This window comes from Thioalkalivibrio sp. AKL10 (assembly GCF_000381845.1).
GTDB lineage: Bacteria > Pseudomonadota > Gammaproteobacteria > Ectothiorhodospirales > Ectothiorhodospiraceae > Thioalkalivibrio > Thioalkalivibrio versutus.
Genome location: NZ_KB907144.1, coordinates 279,657 through 300,163, shown reverse-complemented (window position 1 = coordinate 300,163; position 20,507 = coordinate 279,657). Strand labels below are relative to the sequence as shown.

The following is a 20,507-nucleotide window of genomic DNA, read 5'->3' as shown; positions in this document are numbered from 1 at the left end:
AGCTGACCGGATGCTGTACGCAATTCTGTCAACGTTCCTGGTGGCGGCGTTTGCGCCCACGATCCACCGCCTGACCGGCCGCACCAGTGGCTGGGTGCTGGGCTTGTTGCCGGCCGGGCTGTTCGTCTATTTCCTGAGCTTCCTGCCGGCGGTTTCCAGCGGCGAATCCATCGTGCTGGCCTGGCCTTGGCTGCCGGGGCTGGATATCCAGCTCTCGTTCCTGGTGGACGGCCTGTCACTGCTGTTTGCGCTACTGATCTCGGGTATCGGTTTCTTCATCGTCACCTACGCCGGGCGCTACCTCGAGAAGGATCGCGATCTCGGGCGCTTCTACGTGATTCTGCTGGCCTTCATGGGGTCCATGCTCGGGCTGGTGCTGGCGGATAACCTGATCGCGATGTTCGTGTTCTGGGAGCTGACCAGTATCACGTCCTACTTGCTGATCGGCTACAACCACGAGAACGCAGACGCCCGCAAGTACGCGCTCCAGGGTCTGTTCGTAACCGTCGGCGGCGGTCTGGCAATGCTCGCCGGCATCATCATGCTGGCGATGGCCGGCGGCTCCTACGAGATCTCCGAGATCCTCTCCAACGGCGATGTAGTGCGCGAGCATGCGCTGTATCTGCCGCTGTTGTTCCTGATCCTGCTCGGGGCCTTCACGAAGTCGGCACAGGTCCCGTTCCATTTCTGGCTGCCGCGCGCGATGGCGGCGCCCACGCCGGTCTCCGCCTACCTGCACTCGGCCACCATGGTAAAGGCCGGCATCTACCTGCTGGCGCGCCTGAATCCCTCGCTGGGTGGCACGGATGTCTGGTTCACCACGCTGGTGTTGGTCGGCTCGGTGACCATGTTCACCGGCGTGTTCCTGGCCTACCGCTCCACGGGCGTGAAAAAGGTGCTGGCGTATTCCACGGTGATGGCGCTGGGCACCCTGACCATGTTGATCGGCATTGGCACCGAGACCGCGTTGATGGCGGCGATGGCCTTCCTGCTGGCGCATTCCCTGTACAAGGGCGCGCTGTTCATGGTCGCGGGCATCCTGGATCACGAGGCCGGGGCCAAGGACTTCCTGCAGACCGGCGGACTGCGCAGCGCGCTGCCGGTGACGGCGGCATTCACGATCCTCGCGGCGCTGTCGCTGGGGGGCGTGATCCCGCTGTTCGGCTTTGTCGCCAAGGAGCTGATGCTGGAGTCGGTGCTTGGGGCCCCGGGGTTGGTCGGCATCCTGACCCTGCTGGCGGTGCTGACCGCGATCCTCGGGGTGGCGGTCGCCGCGATTGTCGGCATCCGGCCGTGGTTCGGGCCGAAGACGGACACGCCCAAGACCCCGCAGCATGACGCCCCGGTGGCCATGCTGGCCGGCCCCGCGGTGCTCGCGAGCCTGGGCCTGATCTTCGGCCTGGGGCCGGGGCTGGCCGACGAGGGCCTGATCAACGCGGCGGCGGCCAGCGTGCAGGGTGCGCCGGTGGACGGCTATCTGTCGCTGTGGCACGGCCTGAATTGGCCGCTGGCGATCTCCGCCTTCAGCCTGGTGGCCGGTGGGGTTCTCTACTGGCGCTGGGAACAGGCGCGCCGCGCGCTGGCCTGGGTCGATCGCGTCGCCGAATACGGCCCGGAGAAGGGCTATTTCAAGATGATGGACGGCCTGGTGTGGCTGTCCGAATGGCAGACCCGAGTGCTGCAGAACGGCTATCTGCGCTATTACGTGATCGTGATCGTCGTGGCGACCGCGGGTCTGGTCGGGGTCACCGCCCAGCTGTTCGAGGTCGGCGTAGGGTCGCTGAATCTCGAGCGCCTGAAGGTCCACGAGATCGCCATCTTGGCGGTCCTGGTGGCCTCCACGCTGTTCGCGGTGCTGACCCGCTCACGACTGGGCGCAGTGGCGGCCCTGGGCTCGCTGGGCTTCACCGTGGCGCTGGTTTACGTGCTCTACAGTGCGGCGGACGTCGGCATCACCCAGGTTCTGGTCGAGACCCTGACCGTGATCCTGCTGGTGCTGGTGCTGTTCCGACTGCCGGGCTTCCTGAATCTGTCGTCCACCGCGTTGCGCCTGCGTGACGCCGGGATCGCGCTGGTGATGGGCGGCATGATCACGCTGCTGATCCTGAGCACCGTGGATGCGCGGCTGTTCGACTCCATCTCGCAGTACTTCATCGACGAGTCGGTGCCGTCCGGTTACGGCCGCAACATCGTTAACGTGGTGCTGGTCGACTTCCGTGCACTGGATACCCTGGGCGAAATCTTCGTGCTGGCGCTGGCGGCGATCGGGGTGTACGCGATGCTTCGTTTCCGCGCGGAGGACCGCCGATGAACATGCATTCCCTGATCCTGCGCACCGCGGGACATTTCCTGCTGCCGCTGCTGCTGCTGTTTTCCGTGTTCCTGCTGTTGCGCGGGCACGACGAGCCGGGCGGCGGTTTCATTGGTGGGCTGGTCGCGGCGGCGGCGATCCTGCTGTACCTGTTTTCGATGGATACCGAGTCGGCACGCAAGGTGCTGCGGGTGGACCCTCGGGATCTTCTGGGTGCCGGCATGGTGCTGGCGGTGATCAGTGCCATTCCCGGCGTGTTTCGCGGGCAGGCCTTCTTTACTGCCCAGTGGTGGGAGTTCACTGCGCCGATCTTCGGCGAGATGAAGCTCTCGACCGTGCTGATCTTCGATATCGGGGTGTACCTAGTGGTCATCGGCTCGGTGCTGACCATCATGCTCAACCTCGCGGAGGCGGAGGACTAATGGAAGTCGTCATGGCCTTCGTGGTCGGCGGTCTCTATGCCGCGGCCATCTACATGATGCTGCGCCGCTCGATCGTGAAGCTGGTGATCGGCCTGGTGCTGCTGTCGAATGCCGCCAACCTGCTGATCTTTACCGTTGCCGGCATGACATCGGGCGCGCCGCCACTGATCTCCCCCGGGGACACGGTGCCCGAGGGGGTCGCGGCCGATCCCCTGGCGCAGGCCGTGGTGCTGACGGCGATCGTGATCGGTTTCGGGGTGCTGGCGTTCGCCGTGGTACTGATCCACCGCGCCTACGAAGTGGTGCAGGCCGATGACATGGACCAGATGAAGGACACCGATCGATGATGATGTCCGTGGCCCTCCCGATCATCGTGCCGCTGCTGGTCGGTGCGTTGTCGGTGATGTTGTGGCGTTCGCACTTCGCGCAGCGGGCCCTCGGTGTGCTCGGCACCGGGCTGATGCTGGCCGTCAGCGTGTGGCTGCTGGCGGATACCTGGGAGCACGGGCACGTGGTGATGGAGATGGGCTCCTGGCCCGCGCCATTCGGTATCGTGCTGGTGTCCGACATGCTGGCGGCGATCATGGTGGTGCTGACCGGAATCATCGGCTTCGCCACGGCGATCTATTCGCTCTCCGGCATTGGCAGGATGTCGGAAAAGTTCGGCTACTACCCGTTGCTGCACCTGCTTCTGGCCGGCGTGAACGGCGCCTTCCTGACCGGCGATATCTTCAACCTCTACGTGTGGTTCGAGGTGATGCTGGTCGCCTCCTTCGCGCTGCTGATCCTGGGTGGCGAACGCGCGCAGATGGAGGGGGCGATCAAGTACGTCACCCTGAACCTGCTGTCGTCGATGATCTTCCTGACCGCGATCGGCCTGACCTACGGGCTGACCGGCACCCTGAACATGGCGGATATCGCCGACAAGCTGTCCACCGTCGAGGACACCGGTCTGGTGACCGTAATCGCGATGCTGTACCTGGTCGCGTTCGGGGTGAAGGCCGCGGCGTTCCCGTTCTTCTTCTGGCTGCCGGCGTCCTACCACACGCCGAAGGTGGCGGTCTCCGCGCTGTTCGCGGCGTTGCTGACCAAGGTCGGGGTCTACGCGCTGTACCGCGTGTTCACGCTGATCTTCAATCAGGAAGTCGACTACACCCACGAGATCCTGCTGTGGGTCGCAGCGGCGACCATGCTGACCGGCGTGCTCGGGGCGGCCGCGCACTACGAATTCCGGCGCATCCTGTCGTTCCACATCATCAGCCAGATCGGCTACATGATCATGGGTCTGGCGCTGTTCACGCCGCTGGCCCTGGTGGGCGGGGTGTTCTACATCATGCATCACATCATCGTGAAGGCGAATCTGTTCCTGATCAGCGGGATCACGTTCGTGATGAAGGGCACCCATGAGCTGAAGCTGATGGGCGGGATCTACCGTACGCATCCAATGCTGGGGGTGCTGTTTCTGATTCCGGCCTTGTCGCTGGCAGGGCTGCCGCCGCTGTCGGGTTTCTTTGCCAAGTTCATCATCATCCGCGCGGGCATCGAGGCCGAGGCCTACTGGGTGGTGGCGGTCGCGCTGGTGGTGGGTCTGCTGACGCTGTACTCGATGATCAAGATCTGGGCCGAGGTGTTCTGGAAGGCGCAGCCGGAAGGGGTCGAGGGCGAGACGCTTGACGTCACTTCCGGCCCGATGATCTGGATGTGGGTCCCGGTGATCATGCTGGCGCTGATGACCGTGGCCATCGGCCTGTACGGCGAGCCGATCTACCAGATGGCTTTGATGTCGGCCGAGCAGTTGCTGGATCCGTCGCAGTATATCGAGGCGGTACTCGGGGAGGCCCGCCAATGATCGCGCTGACCTGGAACATCGCGCTGGCCCTGATCTGGGTCTTTCTGACCGGGACGTTTACCACTGGCAATCTGCTGGTCGGATTTTTCCTGGGCTACGTGCTGCTGGCCTTCGCCCTGCGCGACAAGCCGGGGTTCGCCAGCTATGCGCGGCGCGTGCCGCGCTTCATCGGGTTTATCGGCTTCTTCCTTTGGGAGCTGTTTATGTCGAACCTGAAGGTGGCCTACGATGTGATGACACCGACCCACCACATGGTGCCGGGTGTGATTGCCTTTCCGCTGGATGCCAAGACCGATGGCGAGATCACGATTGTCGCCAACCTGATCTCGCTGACGCCGGGGACGCTGAGCCTGGACGTCTCCACCGACAAGAAGGTGCTGTATATCCACGTGATGTACCTCGAGGACCGGGATGCGGTGATCCGCTCGATCAAGTACCTGGAACACCGCGCCCTGGAGGTCCTGCGCTAGGCGCGGGGAGGTCCGATGTTCGATATCGCCATTATTGCTTCCAATGCGTTGCTGAGCCTGGCCCTGGTGCTGGGGTTCTGGCGGCTGTACCTGGGGCCGACGCTGCCGGATCGCGTGGTGGCACTGGAGCTGATTGCGTCGCTGACCATCGGTTTCATCGCGGTCTACGTGATCTCCAGTGGCCGCACCCCGTTCATCGACGTGGCCATGGTGTTGGCGTTGACCGCGTTCCTTGCCGCAGTGGGCTTTGCCCGTTACCTGGAGAAAGGGGGGCACCGGGACGATGACTGAGTTCTTGACGGGGTTGTTCCTGGTCGTCGGGGCCGCATTCATGGTGGTCGCGGCGCTGGGTCTGGTGCGCATGCCCGACCTGCCGATGCGCCTGCATGCCACCACCAAGGCCGGTGTGCTGGGGGCGGGTCTGATGATGGTCGGCGTGGCGGTCTACTTTGGCGACGGCGGGGTCACCACCCGCGCGGTGGCGGTGATTGGCTTCCTGCTGCTCACCGCACCGGTGGCCGCGCACGCGATCGGGCGCGCCGGCTACTTTGTCGGGGTGCCGCTGTGGGAGCACAGCAAGACCGACGAGCTGAAGGGCCGCTACGACGAGAAGAATCACACCCTGGCCTCGCCCCCGGAGATGCAGGACGCGAAGCAGGACGACGACGTCCCGCGCGCGTGAGCCCGCCGGCGCTCGTGCGCGGATAGCCGATCATCCGGGTAGGGGACATGACGGCGCGCCAGACACGAAAAAGCCGGGGCGCAAGGCCCCGGCCATGGGTACAGTCGTCGGAGAGACGATCGTGCCTGAATAGCGGCCCTCAGGCCGCGTGGGTTTCCTTCGCCTCGCGGGCGGCCCTCGCCTGTTCCGGATCGTAGGCTGCGCCGGACCAGAGCATCTCGTAGGCGATCTCCTCGTTTCCGTTCTCGCACAGTTCCAGTACCTGCTGAAACAGGGGCTGGAAGGTCTCGCTCTGGTGCGACGCCTCGTGTTCGTCGAAGCTATTCCAGAAGGTGATGATGAGGGCTTCCTTGTCCTTCATCGGGCTCTCGACCGCCTGGCCGATGGTGGAGCCTTCATTGGAGACGGAGCCGGAGTTCAGCGCGACAAAGCCGCCGACGAAGCCGGTATCCGAGTGATAGGTCTTTACGTTCTCGCACAGGACGGCGACACGTTCCTGCAGATCGTCGATGGTGTATTCCGGCTTGAGGATCACGCGGTTGATGGTGACGACACCGTCGGCCGGGAAGTTGTTGATCAGTTGGCTCATGACGTTCTCCTGTTGCAGGGGAAGTGTGCCCGAAGGCACGGGTTGCTCGTTAAGTTAGTAAGCAACTTCTAATTGAAGTTCCCGAGTAAACTACTCAGGAATAGGCGAGACCCCAAAATCACCCAGAAATTGGAGGGCCCGATCCAGCACGCCCCTGGCGGCGGGAGGGCTTCTCCGCGGCTAGATGCGGGTCATCACCGGACTTGCGTGCGATCCCTGGGTCATCTATCGTTCATTCCAGTGAATATTGGAACGAACGCCGTGTCCGGACGTGAACTCAAGGATTTGCTGTACGAACAGGTGGCCCGCATCGCCCGTGCCGCGGCCAGCCCGAAGCGCCTGGAGTTGATCGAGGTGCTAGTTCAGGGCGAAAAGAGCGTCGAGCAGCTTGCGGCCGATGCAGAACTGAGCGTGAAGCTGACCAGCGCCCACCTGAAGGAGCTGCGTCAGGCACGGCTGGTCGAGGCCCGGCGCGAAGGGCGTCATATGTTCTATCGCCTGGTGGATCAGCATGTCGCCGATTTCTGGGTAATGCTGCGTACCCTGGCGGAGGAGCGCCTGCTCGAGTTGCAGGCCGCGACCCGCGAAATGGCCGAGGGTCCTGGCGAGCTGGCCCCGATGGCGGGCCCCGAACTGCTGGAACAGGCTCGTCGGGGCGATCTCATCGTTCTCGATGTCCGTCCCGGGATGGAATACGCGAACGCCCATCTGCCGTATGCCCGATCCATCCCGATCAGCGAGCTCCGCAATCGGCTCGGCGAGCTGCCGACCGACCGACCGGTGGTGGCTTATTGCCGCGGTCCCTACTGCCTGATGGCCAGCGAGGCTGTAGAGATCCTGGCCGCGCACGGGTTCCAGGCGACCCGGTTCGAGGATGGCGTCGCCGAATGGCGTTATCACGGTCTGCCATTGGCAACTGTGAGCAACGAGGACAAGGAGAACGCCACATGACGGACCATCACAAGGCCGCGGAGGCCTATGCCCACCTGACGCACGGGATCCGGGAGAACCTCGGGCAGTTTGGTCAGCAGCTGATCCAGGTTTTCTTCGTCGGCCTGACGATCGGGATGATGCGCACGGTCGTGCCGGCCCTGGCGGAGAGCGAATTCGGCGTGGCCGAGGGCTCGTTCATGCTGCTGACCGCGTTTGTGGTCGCCTTTGGCGTGGTGAAGGGGGCGCTCAATTTTGTTGCCGGTCGCCTGTCCGAACGGCTGGGCCGCAAGACCGTCCTGATGCTGGGCTGGGTGGCGGCGATCCCGATCCCGTTCATGATTCTCTACGCGCCGTCCTGGAGCTGGATCGTGGCCGCGACCGTGCTGCTGGGCGTGAACCAGGGCCTGGCCTGGTCGATGACCCAGACGGCCAAGATGGACATCACCCGTGCCGATGAACGCGGTTTCACCATGGGGATGAACGAGTTCTCCGGCTATGTCGGGGTCGCGGTGGCGGGGATCGTGACGGGCTACATGGCTACAGCGTTCGGTCCGCGCATGGGGCTGTTGATTTTTGGCCTGGTGGTCATCGCGCTGGCGATCGTGCTGACCGCGCTGTTTGTGCGCGAGACGCTGGACTGGGCGAAGGCCGAGGGTGCGCGGCATGCCGCGGGGCAGTCCACTGGGCCCATCCCGCGGTATTCGAAGAATATCTCCGATACGCCCAGCACCTGGGAGGTGTTCACGCTGATGTCCTGGCGCGACCGGCGCATGGCCGCGTTCAGTCAGGCGGGGCTGGTCGAGAAGTTCGTGGATGCGCTGGTGTGGGTGTTCTATCCGGTGTTCCTCTATCAGCAGGGGCTCAGTCTCGCGGCGATCGGCTGGGTGGTCGGGATCTACGGTTTTGTCTGGGGCGGATCGCAGTTCCTCACCGGCCGCCTGTCGGACCATGTTGGCCGCCGGCAGCCGATTATCTGGGGCATGTGGATCTGCGGCGGCGGGGTGGCCCTGACGCTGCTGGGCGAGGGCGTGCTGTGGTGGTCGTTCGCGGCGGCGGTGACCGGTCTCGGCATGTCGCTGCTGTATCCCAACCTGAGCGCGGCAGTGGCGGATATCGCGCACCCGAACTGGCGCGGTTCGGCGATCGGGACCTACCGCTTCTGGCGGGATCTTGGCTACGGAGTGGGGGCCTTCGGGTTGGGCATCGTGGCCCATATTGGCGGGTCGGTGGTCTGGGGCTTCTGGTTCGTGGTGATCGCGATGTTTGCCTCCGGCGCCGTGGTCTGGTGGTGGGGCGAGGAGACGCATCCGCGCCTGAACCCCGACGACGATTAGGCGTATGGCGGCTCGTCCGCCGGGCGCCGCTACCAGCGGCGCTTGTCCCACATCTCCGGGTTGGCCCAGAAACGGGCGTTCAGCCAGTCGGGGGTGAGCTTGTAGTCGTACAGGCTGGTGCGATAGACCGTGTGATCCGGCGCGGCCGCCTCGGCCTCCGGGTCGTGGCGGAAACCGAGGGCGAGGAAATCGTTCAGGCCCCAGCGTTCGTCGTCCCGCCGATGCAGGATCAGCACCTCGTCGGCCCAGCGGTCGCGCAGCCCGCCCAGGAGTTGCTGGCCCGTCGTGACGTCCAGTGCGCTCAGCGTATCCGGCAGCAGGACCAGCGGCACGCGCGGCCCGGGCGGGTGCTCGAGAAATGCCGCGACGCTCTCCTGCTCCACGCCCGGAGGGCTTTCCTGGCTATCCGTGTTGGCCACAAGCAGGACGGTTCGGCCGTCGCGCAGGCGCCGCGGCAGGTGGCGGCGCAGGGCATCGATGTCGATCAAGCGGTACCTCCCCGGTGGTTTTGGTCGCCCCGTCCCGGGGTCGCGTTCGTTATACTCTAATGTACTCCCACTTCTACTGCGGACCCGTCAGAAGGAAGCCTCTCCATGTCCAAGGAACTGCTGACCGAATTCCTCTCCAAACACCCGATCTCGGCGTCGCTGACACCGGCCGAGGTCGAGATCCTTCTCGAATACCTGGAGGTGCTGGAAACCCACCACAAGCAGGTGATCGCCGATATCGGCGAGGTCGGGGAGTCGTTGTTCTTCGTGGTCAGCGGGACCGCCGCGCTGTACCACGACGACGGCAACCAGGAGATCGAGGTCGGGCGCATGCAGACCGGCGAACTGGCCGGGTCCATGTCGTTCTTTGACCGCGTGCCGCGCGGCGTGCGCATGCGCGCCCTGAGCGACAATACCCGCCTGCTGCGCCTGTCGCGCTCCATGTATGACCGCCTGCGCGTCGAGCAGCCGTACATTGCGGTGAACCTGCTGGAGTTCGCCATCATCAGCCTGGATCACCTGATCCGCCGGGTCTCCGAGGACGTGGCGACGTACGCCCACTACCTCTATTCCCCGGGCAAGAAGTAGGGCGGATCGCAGGCGGAGAGCGCCGTGCTCGCGTCCCTGCAGACGGTTGCCGAATACCTGTTGCTGCCCCCGGGGCTTGGGATCGCGCTGACCCTGGTCGGGGTCGCCTTCTGGCGCGCCGACTGGCGCGGGGGGCGGCCGTTATTGGCGATCGGTCTGCTGGCGCTGGTGCTGCCAAGCCTGAATGTTGTTGCCCAGCCACTGGCGCACGCCATCGAGCGCGATCTGCGCGATGCCGTGGTGGCGGTGGGGCGGGCCGATGCCATCGTGGTGCTGGGCGGCGGACGCTGGCCCGGACGCGGCGAGGACGGCGGCCGCGATGCCCTGAATCCCCAGACCCACGAGCGTCTGCGCCATGCCGCCAGGCTGCACCGCGACACCGGGCTGCCGCTGCTGGTCTCGGGCGGGCGTCCGGGCGCGTTGCCCGGGCGGCGCTCCGAGGCCGAGCTGATGGCGGCCACCCTGCAAACCGATCTGGGTGTGCCGGTGCGCTGGCTGGAGAGCACCTCGCGCAACACCTGCGAAAACGCCACGCACACCCGCCAGCGCCTGCAGCAAAGCGACGTGCAACGGGTGCTGGTGGTGACCCAGGCCCTGCACATGCCGCGTGCCCTGGCCTGCTTCGAACGTGCCGGCCTGGCGGCCGACCCGGCACCGACCGGCTTTCGCGGCCCCACGAGCGATCCACGGCGGGTCGAGGACTTCCTGCCGACCCTCGAGGCCTTGGAGACGTCGCGCTTCGCGATGCGTGAATGGCTGGCCCGCCTGGCACGGCCGCTACGCGACCGTCTGCCGGAGCGGGGCGACCCGGCCTGATGCTCGCGCTGCGCCGTGCACCGGGCTTGTATGGCGCGGCGGCCGGGCTGGTGCTCTTTCTGCTGGCGGGTGTGGCCGTGGCCGCGGATGCGGAGTTCGATGGCGGCATCCAGCTGGATCTGCGGATCGAATCCCTGTTGCGCGACGATCTTGACGCGCATGGCCTGCGCACCCGTGTGCAATGGACGCGCGAAGGCCTGTCCCTGGCGATCCGCGCGGATCGCGTCGAACTCCCCGAGCCCATCGGAACCCTGCAAGACCTGCGCGTGGAATGCAGTGATCTGCAGGTAAGTCGTGCCGAGGTCCGCTGCGATACGGCGCGACTCTGGGGTGATGCCGGGGATCTGCACCTGCGGGGTGCCCCGGTAGGCCTGTATTGGGGGCGCGAGACGGGCGCGCTTGCGCTGGCGGGTGCGTGGCCCGGTTGGTTCGGGGCGCAGGGCGATTTCCACGTGCGGCTGGATCCCGCCCGCGGCTGGGATGTGCGGGCCGATCTCGCGGGGATCAACCTGGCGGCCCTGGCCGGGTCGGCGCGCCTGCCAATGGATTTGCCCGTGCATCTGGGGCAGGGCACGGCGGATCTCGCGCTGCACTGGCGTGAACGCGGGCGTTCCGAGGTCACGCTGACGGTGCATGATCTCGCATTCAGCGACGATCTGGGCCTGCAGGCTGGGGAAGAACTGGACGGCCGGCTGCGCCTCGCGGGCGATGCCGACGGCTGGGATGTTGATCTGGCACTGACAGCGGGTGTGGTGTTCGTCGATCCCTGGTTTGTCGATCTGGATGCCGAGGGTCCGGTGGCCCTGGACGCCCGCGGGGTGGTGGTGGACGGCGAGAGCCGAGCGGTGCGAGCGGAGTCGCTGTCACTGGATTATGGCGAGGCGGCCTCGCTGCAGGGGCAGGGCCTCGCCTTCGCGCCCGAACGTGGTCTGGATGGCCAGTTCCGGGGTGAGGTCGGGGCACTTGGCGTGATCTACGAGACCGTGCTGTCGCCGTGGCTGGTGGGCACAGCCCTGGGCGAACTGGATGCCGCAGGGCGTATGAGCGGCGAGGTCGAGGTGCAGGCCTCCGAGCCGCACTACGCCCGGCTCGAATGGTCCGGGGTCGAGGCTCAGGACCGGCGTGGGCGTTTTGGTGTGAGCGGTGCGCAGGGCGAGCTGGACTGGTCCGCCACCGTGCCGGGTGGCCCCGGCCGCATCGGCTTTGATGCGGCCCATCTGTACGGCCTGCCGTTCGACGGGTTTTCCGCCCGGGTGCGTGCGCGGCCACAGGGGCTGGAATTGCTGGAGGCGACCGAGATCCCGATCCTCGATGGGGGCCTGCGGGTCGGGGCCTTCAGCGTGCAGCAGACCGAGACCGGGCCGGACGTGCAGTTTCAGGGGGGGATTCGGGCGATCAGTCTGGAGTTGCTGACTGACGTGTTGGGCTGGCCTCGCTTCTCCGGTCAGGTGGCCGGGATGATCCCGCGGGTGCGCCTGGAGGACGGTGATCTGAACGTGGATGGGCGGCTGCTGGTCCAGGTGTTCGATGGCGAGGTGGTGCTGCGCGATGTCTATATTCACGATCTGTTCGGGTACGCACCGGAGCTCGGGCTGTCCACGCAGATCCAGCGCCTGGACCTGGAACTGGTCACGCGGGCCTTCGATATCGGCCGGATCCAGGGACGGTTGTCGGGGCACGTGAACGACCTGGTGATGGTGGACTGGTCGCCGGTGCACATGGACCTGGAGCTGATGACGCCAATGGACGATCCGGGACGACGGCGCATCAGCCAGCGGGCGGTGGAGAACATCACCGAGCTGGGTGGCGGCCTGCAGGCGGCGGCTTCGTCGATCTTCCTGCGCGTTTTCGAGAACTTCAGCTATCGCCGCCTGGGCTTTCGCTGCGAACTGCGCGGGGACGTGTGCACGGCCTCCGGGGTGGCAGATCGCCCGGACGGCGGGTTCGTGCTGGTACAGGGCGGTGGCCTGCCGCAGATCGAGGTGATCGGCTACAACCGCCGGGTGGACTGGCCGGAACTGATCGACCGCCTGGCGCAGATTCAGGGCGGCGAGGGGCCGGTCGTGCAATGAGTCAGCCGCGGTGTTTGGTTACGGTTCAGGATGATGGTGTAGATTGGGCACATGCGGGGTTTACCCGCCCGAACAAGGGATGACAGGCATGAAGGCTTTGTGGAGTGTTCCGGGACTGGCTCTGATGTTCGCGCTGCTCGCGGGCTGCGTGACCATCAATATCTACTTCCCCACCGCAGCGGCGGAGGAGGCGGCGCGCGCCATCGTGCGGGATGCGCTGCAGGTGCCCGAGGCCGAGCCGGCACCGGAGTCCGAGTCCGGTGTGCAGCTGCCGCCGTCGGAGCCGCGCCACACGGGCACGGCGAGCGCCGCGCCGGTGCTCGTGTGGGTGCTGGAACGCCTGGTGAGCCCGGCCGCCGCGCAGAGCCCGGACCTGCAGATCGAGACCCCGGCCATTAACCGCATCCGGGCCTCGCTGCGCGAGCGGGGGCCGCAGCTGGCACCGCATTTCCGCAGCGGTGCGATCGGTTTCGGTAACAATGCCGATGTGGTGATCCGCGATCTCTCCGAGGTTCCGCTGCGCGATCGCAGCACCGTGCAGCGACTGATCAGCGAGGAGAACTCGGATCGCGATTCGCTCTACCGCGAGATCGCCCGGGCCAATGACCGTCCGGACTGGGAACGCCAGATCCGCGAGACCTTTGCCCGCGTCTGGGTGGAAGAGGCCCCCTCGGGTTACTGGTACCAGGACGGCAACGGACAGTGGCAGCAGAAGTAACGGCGCGTGAGGGAACCCCCCATCCACGGGAGTGATGCGTGGCCGGCATAGCCTGGGCCGAGCGCCTGGATGCCCGGCGCCGCCAGTTGACCGAGCTGGTCAATGACACGGATCTTTCGGCGTTGCCGCGCTGGAAGGCCGTTCCGCTCGGGATGGTACGCGGTGTCTTCGCGCTGGTGCGCGAGGTCTCCGAGGGGCAGCTGACGCTGCGCGCGATGAGCCTGGTGTTCACCACCCTGTTGTCGATGGTGCCGCTGCTGGCGCTGTCATTCTCGGTGCTCAAGGCCTTTGGTGCCCACAACGCGGTGGAGCCATTCTTGCTGGGCGTGCTCGAGCCCCTGGGCGAGCAGGGGGTGGAGATTGCCCACAATGTGCTCGAGTTTGTCGACAATATGCGCGTGGGCGTGCTCGGGTTCGTGGGTCTGCTGTTCCTGGTCTACACGGTCATCGCACTGGTGCAGAAGATCGAGCTGGCCTTCAACGCCATCTGGCGGGTGGAGAATAACCGCAGCCTGGCCCAGCGCTTCTCTAACTACCTGTCGGTGATCCTGATCGGTCCGGTCCTGGTGGTTTCCGCCCTGGGGGTGACCGCCACCGTGATGTCGTCGGCGGCGATGCAGACGGTCGCCGGGATCGGGCCCGTCGGCATGCTGATCACCGAGATCTCGCGGCTGGTGCCCTATCTCCTGATCATCGCCGCCTTTGCCTTTATCTATGTGTTTGTGCCGAACACCCGGGTGAAGGTGATCCCGGCGCTGCTTGGGGCCGTGGTGGCCGGGTTGCTGTGGCAGAGCGTTGGCTGGGTGTTCGCCAACATGGTGGCGGGTTCGACCCGCTATGCGGCGATCTACTCCAGCTTCGCGATCATGATCATGCTGCTGATCTGGCTCTATCTCGCCTGGCTGATCCTGCTGATCGGGGCGAACGTCGCCTTCTTCGTGCAGCACCCGGAATACATGAACGTGCGCGGTATCCGCCTGCGCTTGTCCGGCGCGGGGCGCGAGCGCATGGGCCTGCACCTGATGCAGCAGGTCGGACAGCGCTTCCATGACGGGCATCCGGCGCCGACGCTGGACGAGGTCGCCGCGGCGCTGGCCGTCCCGGGCAATGCCCTGGGAGGCTCCGCGCGCCGGCTGGAGGAGGCCGGGCTGTTGCTGAAGGCGGGCGAGGAGGGGCAGCAGCTGGTCCCGGCGCGGGATCTCGACGCCATCCGTGTGGACGAGATCCTGGAGGCCCTGCGCGCGGACACCGACGACCGCGCGATCCGCCGCTTGCGTGGCAGTGCGGCGGTGGAGCGGACCCTGAAGGACGTCGATGTGGCGCGGCGGGAGCGTCTGGATGGACGCACCCTGCGCGATCTATTGAACGAGGCTGCCGGCGATTCCGGGGCGGTGGAAACCGCCTGACGGCTGGCCTGCAGGGCCGTCAGGCGCGTGGCGCCTCGGCATCCAGGCGCTGCTGGGCGCGGTCCATCAGCTGCCCCGATACGCGCTCCACCAGCGACTGGGCCACGCGTCGCACGGCGGCATCCAGGATCGGATTCAGCTTGTACTCCAGTTCGAAGTCCACCCGCGTATGGCCCTCGCCATCAGGGGTCAGCCGGTAACTGCCGCGATTGTGAATCCCGCGGATGGAGCGCCAGGCGAAGTGTTCGGGGGCGATGGCGCTGCAGACTTCGACGTCGAAGCCCATGCGCATGCCGGCGGCGCGAATGGTCCAGCGGTAGCAGTCATCGCCCAGCCGCTCGATATGTTCCACGTGGTCGCACAGGTCCACGAAATTGGGGACGTGGCTCAGGAGCTCGAAGACCCGATCCGGCTCGGCGCGCAGGGAGGTGGAGTGGCTGATCGTTCGCATGGCGGATTCGTCTTCGATGGCGGCTCTTTGGACTAAGAGCCTGGCGCGGGTTCGGGGTTCCACGCAAGCGTGGGTCGGATCCGCTTCCACCGGCTTGTCGCATCCGGGGTGGGGGCCTACGATGTTTGCTTATGCTGGCGACCCCCGGATGCCCTTTATGTCCACCGCGCAACAATGTCCCGAACTCGACTTCCTGCAACGATTCGAGGCCGGGTCCACCGGCATCCTGTACTGGGAGCAGCTGGACCAACTGTGGGAGCGTCTGCGCGAGCGCGCGGACGCCGGATGGTATGTCTATGCGGTGGGCGACGACGTCCCGGATCAGCCGGTGCCGGAGGAGACCTTCCGGCGTTTCGTCGACGAGATCGACGCCCTCTTGCGGCGTGATCACGACGAGGATTACTGCGGGATCGTGTACGTCGATGACCGCGAGCATCCGGAGTTCGTGAAGATCTTCGATCCCAACAACCTCGGCTCCAGCTGTGGCTCCTCCGGGCTCCGGGTCCTGCCGGGCTGGGTCGTGTCGCGGGTGCCGCCGGTGGATCTCGAGGTCGCGGTGCCCCCCACCGGCAGTCGCCGGCGCTGGTGGCAGCGGCTGTTCGGTGGTGCACAGTGAGACCCGGGGCCGGGTTCTTGGTGCAGTTCGTCCGGGCGCGGCTGGAAGCGTAGCGTGAGCGGGTCTGTCTGGCAGGGCCTGCGCGCCCAGTCCCGGTTGTTCATCGCCCTGGGCATTCTGATCCTCGTGGTGGTCTGGATCGTCTCCGGGATGCTCGGGCGCGAGACGGAGGAGGCGCCGCGGGCAAGCGATCCCCAGCCCATGGCGGTGGCGGTAACGGCGCTCACCGCCGAGCCGGTAGAGCGTTTGCTGGTGCTGCAGGGGCGGGTGGAACCGGACCTGCGCGTGATGGTTCGCGCGGAGACCGCCGGCCAGGTCGCCGAATGGGCTGTGGCCCGTGGGGCGCGGGTGGCTGGGGGGGATGAACTCGCGAACCTGCGCATGGATGATCGCGAGGCGCGGCGGCGGCAGGCGATTGCCCGGTTGCGCGGGGCGGAGAGCGAATACGAGGCGGCCCAGCGCCTGCACGACCAGGGGCATGTCTCGCGTAGCCAGCTGGAGGCCCGCGAGGCAGAGCGCGAGGCCGCACGGGCCGAGCTCGAGGCGATCGAGCTGGACATTCGCAACACGCGGATCGTCGCACCCGTCGCGGGGATCGTGAATCAGCGCCTGGCGGATCGAGGCGACTTCGTCAGTCGCGGCGACCCGGTGGCGGAGGTGGTCGACAACGACCCGCTCCTGGCGGTGGTGCATGTCCCCCAGCACCAGATCGGGCGGGTCGAGCCGGGCCAGCCGGCGCGGATCCGTTTCCTTGATCGACGGCGTGCCGAGGGCGAGGTGCGGTTCGTTTCGCGCGTGGCCGAATCGGGCACGCAGACCTTTCGCGTCGAGATTGCCGTGCCGAACCCGGACGAGGCCCTGCCGTCGGGTATCAGTGCCGGCGTCGAGATCCCGACCGCCGTGGTGCAGGCGCACAAGCTGTCCCCGGCCTGGATGGGGCTGGATGACGCCGGGCGTGTGGGCGTGAAGACGGTCGACGCGGCGGATCGGGTGGTGTTCCACGCCGTAGAGGTGATCCGGGCCGCGGCCGATGGCGTCTGGGTGACCGGCCTGCCCGAAACGGCACGGGTGATCACCATCGGCCACGGTTTCGTGACCGATGGCGAGCGGGTGCGCCCGCAAGCGGCGCAGGTGGACCCCGGGGCGTCGGTGCCGGAATCGGTGGACGGGGCGGCGCCGTGAGGTCCCTGATCGCCTGGGCGGTGGTACATGCCCGGACGGTACTGCTTTTTCTTTTGTTGATCCTGGTGCTGGGGGCGACCGCCTACCACATCGTGCCCAAGGAGGCGGCACCGGAGATCGATGTCCCGATCTTCTTTGTCTCGGTGCCGTATCCCGGGGTCAGTCCGGAAGACGCCGAGCGCTTGATGCTGCGGCCGCTGGAGCGCGAGCTGCAGGCACTGCCCGGGGTGGACGAGATGCAGTCCTGGGCGGGCGAGGGCTTTGCCCTGGTGCGTCTGGACTTCGAGCCGGGCTGGGACAACCGCCAGGCGCTGTCGGACCTGCGCGAGGAGGTCGACCAGGTGCGCCCCGAACTGCCGGCGGGGGCGGAGGAGCCGAGCGTCTCCGAGGTCGATCTGTCGCTGTTTCCGGTGCTGACGCTGAATCTCTCCGGGCCGCTGGACGAGCGGGCGCTGGTGCGCCTGGCGCGCGAGCTGCGCGACCGGGTCGAGGCGATCCCCGGGGTGCTGGAGGCGGATGTCGGCGGGGATCGCGAGGAGCAGATGGAGGTCCTGGTCGATCCGCTGGTGCTGGAGACGTATGAACTGTCCTTCAGCGAACTGACCCGCGCGATCGAGCGCAACAACCGGCTGGTGGCGGCCGGCGCGCTGGACACCGGGGCTGGGCGTATTCCGCTGCGCGTGCCGGGCACCATTGATGATGTCGACGACGTGCTGGACACCGCGATCCGCGTGGAGGGCGATGCGGTGGTGCGGGTGCGCGATGTCGCGGAGGTGCGTCAGACCTACCGCGACCCCGAGGGCTTCACCCGCATCGATGGTCAGCCTTCGGTTTCCCTGGAAATCCGCAAGGCGTCGGAGGCCAATGTCCTCGAGGTGGTCGCGGCCGCCCGTGCGACCATCGAGGCTGCCCGCGCCGACTGGCCGGAAGCCGTGGAGGTGACCTATCTGCAGGACATGGCGCGGGATGTGGGAGACCTGCTGGGGGACCTGGAGAACAGCGTGATCACCGCGATGCTGATCGTGGCGCTGGTGATCCTGGCGATGATGGGGGCGCGCGCGGCGCTGCTGGTGGGTATGGCGATTCCCGGGGCCTTCCTCGGCGGCATCCTGGTGATCTACCTGATGGGTTTCACACTGAACGTGGTGGTGCTGTTCGGCCTGATCCTGGTCGTGGGCATGCTGGTGGACGGTGCCGTGGTGGTCGTGGAGCTGGCGGATCGCTATGTGGCCGAGGGCATGGCCCGGGCGGATGCATTCCGCGCGGCTGCCCAGCGCATGGCCTGGCCCATCACAACGGCCATTGGGACCACGCTGGCGGTGTTCGCGCCCATGCTGCTGTGGCCCGGCATGGTCGGCGAGTTCATCGTCTACCTGCCGGCCACCGTGATCGTGACCCTGATCGCCTCGCTGGCGATGGCACTGGTCTTTATCCCGGCGCTGGGTGCCGTGATCGGGCAGAGTCGGCCGATCAACGCCGCGCAGACGCGCTACGTGCGCGCGGCAGAGGAGGGACGTTACGACGAACTGCAGGGGATTACGCGTGCCTATATCCACCTGCTGCAATCCCTGGTGCGGCATCCCGGCTGGACGCTGGCGGGGACGGTCGCGGTGGTCGTTGTGGCCTACGCGCTGTATGCCACGCAGGGCCGGGGTGTGGAGTTTTTCCCGCAGGTCGAGCCCGATTTCGTGCAGGTCCAGGTGCAGGCACGCGGCGATCTCTCGGTATGGGAGGCGGATGCCCTGGTCCGCCAGGTGGAGGGCACTCTGCACGGCGTACCCGAGATCCGCCACGTCTACGCGCGCACCATCGGGACCCAGCTGGGCCGTCTGCAGGGCGACTATGCCGAGGACGTGATCGGGGTGATCCAGCTGGAACTGATTGGCTGGCGGCAGCGGCCACCGGCGGAGTCGATCATCGAAGATCTCCGCCGGCGGACCGCGGACCTGCCGGGGATTCGCCTGCAGTTCCGCGCCCAGGAGCGTGGACCGAGCGAGGGTCGTCCGATCGTGCTCGAAGCCGCCAGCGCCGACCCCGAGCGGATCGCACCCGTGATCCGGCAGCTGCGCGCCGAAATGGACGCCCTCGGCGGGTTCGTGGACGTGACCGACGACCTGCCCCTGCCCGGGGTGGAGCTGGAGGTGCGCTTTGACCGTGAACAGGCGGCTCGCTTCGGGGTTGATGTCCCGTTGCTGGGCGAGGGCGTGCAATTGGTCACCAGCGGGATCTTGCTGGGAACCTACCGTCCGGACTACAGCGACGAGGAGGTTGATATCCGCTTGCGCTTGCCGGCCGCGCAGCGCCATCTTCAGCAGCTGGCGGGCCTGAACCTGCCGGGGGCCACCGGGCTGGTGCCGCTGGCCCATTTCGCCGAGCTGGTGCCGGTGCCGGCGACCGGCCTGATCAAGCGCCGCGATGGCCAGCGTGCGTACACCCTGGAGGCGGATGCGGGCCCCGGCTATCTGGTAGACGAGCGCCAGCGTGCGCTCGAAGGCCGGATGGCCGACCTGGAGCTGGACGCCGAGGTGCAGCTGCGCTTTCGCGGTCAGGCCGAGGAGCAGGCCGAGGCCACGAACTTCCTGCTGGGGGCGTTCGGGCTGTCGCTGTTCCTGATGCTCGCCATGATGGTGACCCAGTTCAATCGCTTCTCCCAGGCCTTTCTGGTGCTCTCGGCCATCGTGTTTTCCACCGCCGGGGTGCTGCTGGCGTTGCTTCTGCGCGGGGAGCCCTTCGGTATCGTGATGAGCGGGATCGGCGTGCTGGCGCTGGCGGGGATCGTGGTGAACAACAACATCGTGCTGATCGATACCTACAACGAGCAGCGCAGGCTTGGGCTGGATGCGATGGAGGCGGCCCTGCGCGCGGCCGCGCAGCGGATGCGGCCGGTGCTGTTGACGGCGATCACGACCATCCTCGGCCTGTTGCCGATGGTGCTGGCGTGGACGGTGGACTTTGCCGGCCGGGACTTCTACGTGGGCGCGCCGGTCACCGGGTTCTGGGTCCAGCTGGCGACGGCCATCGCCGGAGGGCTGTTGTTTGCGACTCCGCTGACCCTGCTGTTTACGCCCGCCATGCTGGTATTGCTGGACCGTTGGGGTCTGGACCGACGGCCGGTATCGGTGGGCGGGTCGGGTTCCGCGGTCAGCGGCTCGCCAGGCGCTTGATGCACTCGAGGTAGGCATTTTCGTCCGGCGCGGCGTTGCTGCGCTGGGCTTCCCACAGGATCTGGCCCAGGCACTCCATCATCCGGTGCTCGGCATCCATGACGCCAAAGCGGGCGCACAGGCCCTGGTGCAGCTGGCGGGTGCCGGCCGGACGGTCGGTGCGCGCCTGGTCGCGCAGGCTCAGGTGCATCGCCATGTGCAGGAACGGGTTGGAGGTGCCGAGCTCGGGTGGGAATTCGCCGGTCAACGCGGTCTCGCGGTCCTTCAGGTAGTCGTGGTACTCGGGGTGGTCCGAGATCACGTCCACCAGTTGCTGTTCCAGATCGGACAGGGCCTCGCCGGCCTGGGCCTTGTGCCAGGCGTCGACGAACTGGGTGCGGATCTGGTCGCGGTTGCCGTACATGGGGTGTCCTCGG

Annotated in this window: 21 protein-coding genes; 17 read left to right on the top strand and 4 right to left on the bottom strand. The window is 66.7% G+C overall.

The window, feature by feature from the left end:
• The first annotated feature begins 10 nt into the window (after positions 1-10).
• The 7 genes from G333_RS0110110 to mnhG are packed head-to-tail and all read left to right on the top strand — an operon-like array spanning position 11 to position 5,734.
• A complete protein-coding gene (locus G333_RS0110110; RefSeq protein WP_018938679.1) occupies positions 11-2,311 on the top strand; it encodes a putative monovalent cation/H+ antiporter subunit A in 2,301 nt (766 codons plus the stop codon).
• Complete coding sequence (locus G333_RS0110105) at positions 2,308-2,733, top strand: Na+/H+ antiporter subunit B (protein ID WP_018146064.1); 426 nt, start codon at positions 2,308-2,310, stop codon at positions 2,731-2,733. The genes G333_RS0110110 and G333_RS0110105 overlap by 4 nt, the downstream gene beginning before the upstream one ends.
• Positions 2,733-3,080 carry a Na+/H+ antiporter subunit C gene (locus tag G333_RS0110100; protein ID WP_018146063.1) on the top strand — a complete coding sequence of 116 codons (348 nt, stop codon included), beginning with the start codon at positions 2,733-2,735 and terminating at the stop codon, positions 3,078-3,080. Before G333_RS0110105 ends, G333_RS0110100 begins: the two co-directional genes overlap by 1 nt.
• A complete protein-coding gene (locus G333_RS0110095) occupies positions 3,077-4,582 on the top strand; it encodes a Na+/H+ antiporter subunit D (protein WP_018938681.1) in 1,506 nt (501 codons plus the stop codon). The genes G333_RS0110100 and G333_RS0110095 overlap by 4 nt, the downstream gene beginning before the upstream one ends.
• A complete protein-coding gene (locus G333_RS0110090; RefSeq protein ID WP_018938682.1) occupies positions 4,579-5,052 on the top strand; it encodes a Na+/H+ antiporter subunit E in 474 nt (157 codons plus the stop codon). Before G333_RS0110095 ends, G333_RS0110090 begins: the two co-directional genes overlap by 4 nt.
• Before the next feature lie 15 nt (positions 5,053-5,067).
• The gene (locus tag G333_RS0110085) at positions 5,068-5,343 is read left to right on the top strand and encodes a cation:proton antiporter (RefSeq protein ID WP_018146060.1); all 276 of its coding nucleotides are present in this window, start codon (positions 5,068-5,070) and stop codon (positions 5,341-5,343) included.
• Positions 5,336-5,734 carry a monovalent cation/H(+) antiporter subunit G gene (gene mnhG, locus G333_RS0110080; RefSeq protein WP_018146059.1) on the top strand — a complete coding sequence of 133 codons (399 nt, stop codon included), beginning with the start codon at positions 5,336-5,338 and terminating at the stop codon, positions 5,732-5,734. Before G333_RS0110085 ends, mnhG begins: the two co-directional genes overlap by 8 nt.
• Positions 5,735-5,873: 139 nt before the next feature.
• Here mnhG and G333_RS0110075 read toward each other — a convergent pair whose 3' ends face one another.
• Positions 5,874-6,323, bottom strand: coding sequence for a hypothetical protein (locus G333_RS0110075; RefSeq protein ID WP_018146058.1), 450 nt, complete (start codon positions 6,321-6,323; stop codon positions 5,874-5,876).
• Positions 6,324-6,584: 261 nt separating this feature from the next.
• On the opposite strand from G333_RS0110075, the gene G333_RS0110070 reads away from it, so the two are divergent.
• Both G333_RS0110070 and G333_RS0110065 read left to right on the top strand, forming a co-directional pair.
• Positions 6,585-7,274, top strand: coding sequence for a metalloregulator ArsR/SmtB family transcription factor (locus tag G333_RS0110070; protein WP_018938683.1), 690 nt, complete (start codon positions 6,585-6,587; stop codon positions 7,272-7,274).
• Positions 7,271-8,590 (top strand): MFS transporter, encoded by a 1,320-nt coding sequence (locus G333_RS0110065; RefSeq protein WP_019628396.1) that lies wholly within the window; start codon positions 7,271-7,273, stop codon positions 8,588-8,590. Before G333_RS0110070 ends, G333_RS0110065 begins: the two co-directional genes overlap by 4 nt.
• 29 nt (positions 8,591-8,619) lie before the next feature.
• Here the strand turns inward: G333_RS0110065 and G333_RS0110060 are convergent, their stop codons facing one another.
• Complete coding sequence (locus G333_RS0110060; protein ID WP_018951206.1) at positions 8,620-9,078, bottom strand: DUF6231 family protein; 459 nt, start codon at positions 9,076-9,078, stop codon at positions 8,620-8,622.
• Positions 9,079-9,183: 105 nt separating this feature from the next.
• On the opposite strand from G333_RS0110060, the gene G333_RS0110055 reads away from it, so the two are divergent.
• The 5 genes from G333_RS0110055 to G333_RS0110035 all read left to right on the top strand — a co-directional run bounded on the left by G333_RS0110055 (position 9,184) and on the right by G333_RS0110035 (position 14,678).
• On the top strand, positions 9,184-9,666 hold the full coding sequence (locus G333_RS0110055; protein ID WP_018146053.1) for a Crp/Fnr family transcriptional regulator: 483 nt from the start codon (positions 9,184-9,186) through the stop codon (positions 9,664-9,666).
• A gap of 24 nt (positions 9,667-9,690) precedes the next feature.
• Positions 9,691-10,482, top strand: a complete 792-nt coding sequence (locus G333_RS0110050; protein WP_018951207.1) for a YdcF family protein — start codon at positions 9,691-9,693, stop codon at positions 10,480-10,482.
• Positions 10,482-12,554, top strand: a complete 2,073-nt coding sequence (locus G333_RS0110045; RefSeq protein ID WP_019628395.1) for a hypothetical protein — start codon at positions 10,482-10,484, stop codon at positions 12,552-12,554. Before G333_RS0110050 ends, G333_RS0110045 begins: the two co-directional genes overlap by 1 nt.
• Positions 12,555-12,642: 88 nt before the next feature.
• A complete protein-coding gene (locus G333_RS0110040) occupies positions 12,643-13,272 on the top strand; it encodes a YdbL family protein (protein ID WP_038038247.1) in 630 nt (209 codons plus the stop codon).
• A gap of 38 nt (positions 13,273-13,310) precedes the next feature.
• Entirely contained in the window at positions 13,311-14,678 is a 1,368-nt protein-coding gene (locus tag G333_RS0110035) for a YihY/virulence factor BrkB family protein (protein WP_019628393.1), read from the top strand.
• A gap of 19 nt (positions 14,679-14,697) precedes the next feature.
• On the opposite strand, the gene G333_RS0110030 is transcribed toward G333_RS0110035, so the two are convergent.
• Positions 14,698-15,129 carry an SRPBCC family protein gene (locus G333_RS0110030; protein WP_019571418.1) on the bottom strand — a complete coding sequence of 144 codons (432 nt, stop codon included), beginning with the start codon at positions 15,127-15,129 and terminating at the stop codon, positions 14,698-14,700.
• A gap of 157 nt (positions 15,130-15,286) precedes the next feature.
• Here G333_RS0110030 and G333_RS0110025 point away from each other — a divergent pair, with 157 nt between their 5' ends.
• From G333_RS0110025 to G333_RS0110015, 3 genes are read left to right on the top strand one after another with little or no spacing between them, the layout of a single operon-like run.
• Positions 15,287-15,745, top strand: coding sequence for a hypothetical protein (locus G333_RS0110025; protein WP_018176363.1), 459 nt, complete (start codon positions 15,287-15,289; stop codon positions 15,743-15,745).
• 54 nt (positions 15,746-15,799) lie between these two features.
• The gene (locus G333_RS0110020) at positions 15,800-16,927 is read left to right on the top strand and encodes an efflux RND transporter periplasmic adaptor subunit (RefSeq protein ID WP_019628392.1); all 1,128 of its coding nucleotides are present in this window, start codon (positions 15,800-15,802) and stop codon (positions 16,925-16,927) included.
• A complete protein-coding gene (locus G333_RS0110015) occupies positions 16,924-20,091 on the top strand; it encodes an efflux RND transporter permease subunit (RefSeq protein WP_019628391.1) in 3,168 nt (1,055 codons plus the stop codon). Before G333_RS0110020 ends, G333_RS0110015 begins: the two co-directional genes overlap by 4 nt.
• Here G333_RS0110015 and G333_RS0110010 read toward each other — a convergent pair.
• A complete protein-coding gene (locus G333_RS0110010; RefSeq protein WP_019563177.1) occupies positions 20,069-20,494 on the bottom strand; it encodes a DUF1841 family protein in 426 nt (141 codons plus the stop codon). The genes G333_RS0110015 and G333_RS0110010 overlap by 23 nt on opposite strands.
• Between the last annotated feature and the right edge of the window lie 13 nt (positions 20,495-20,507).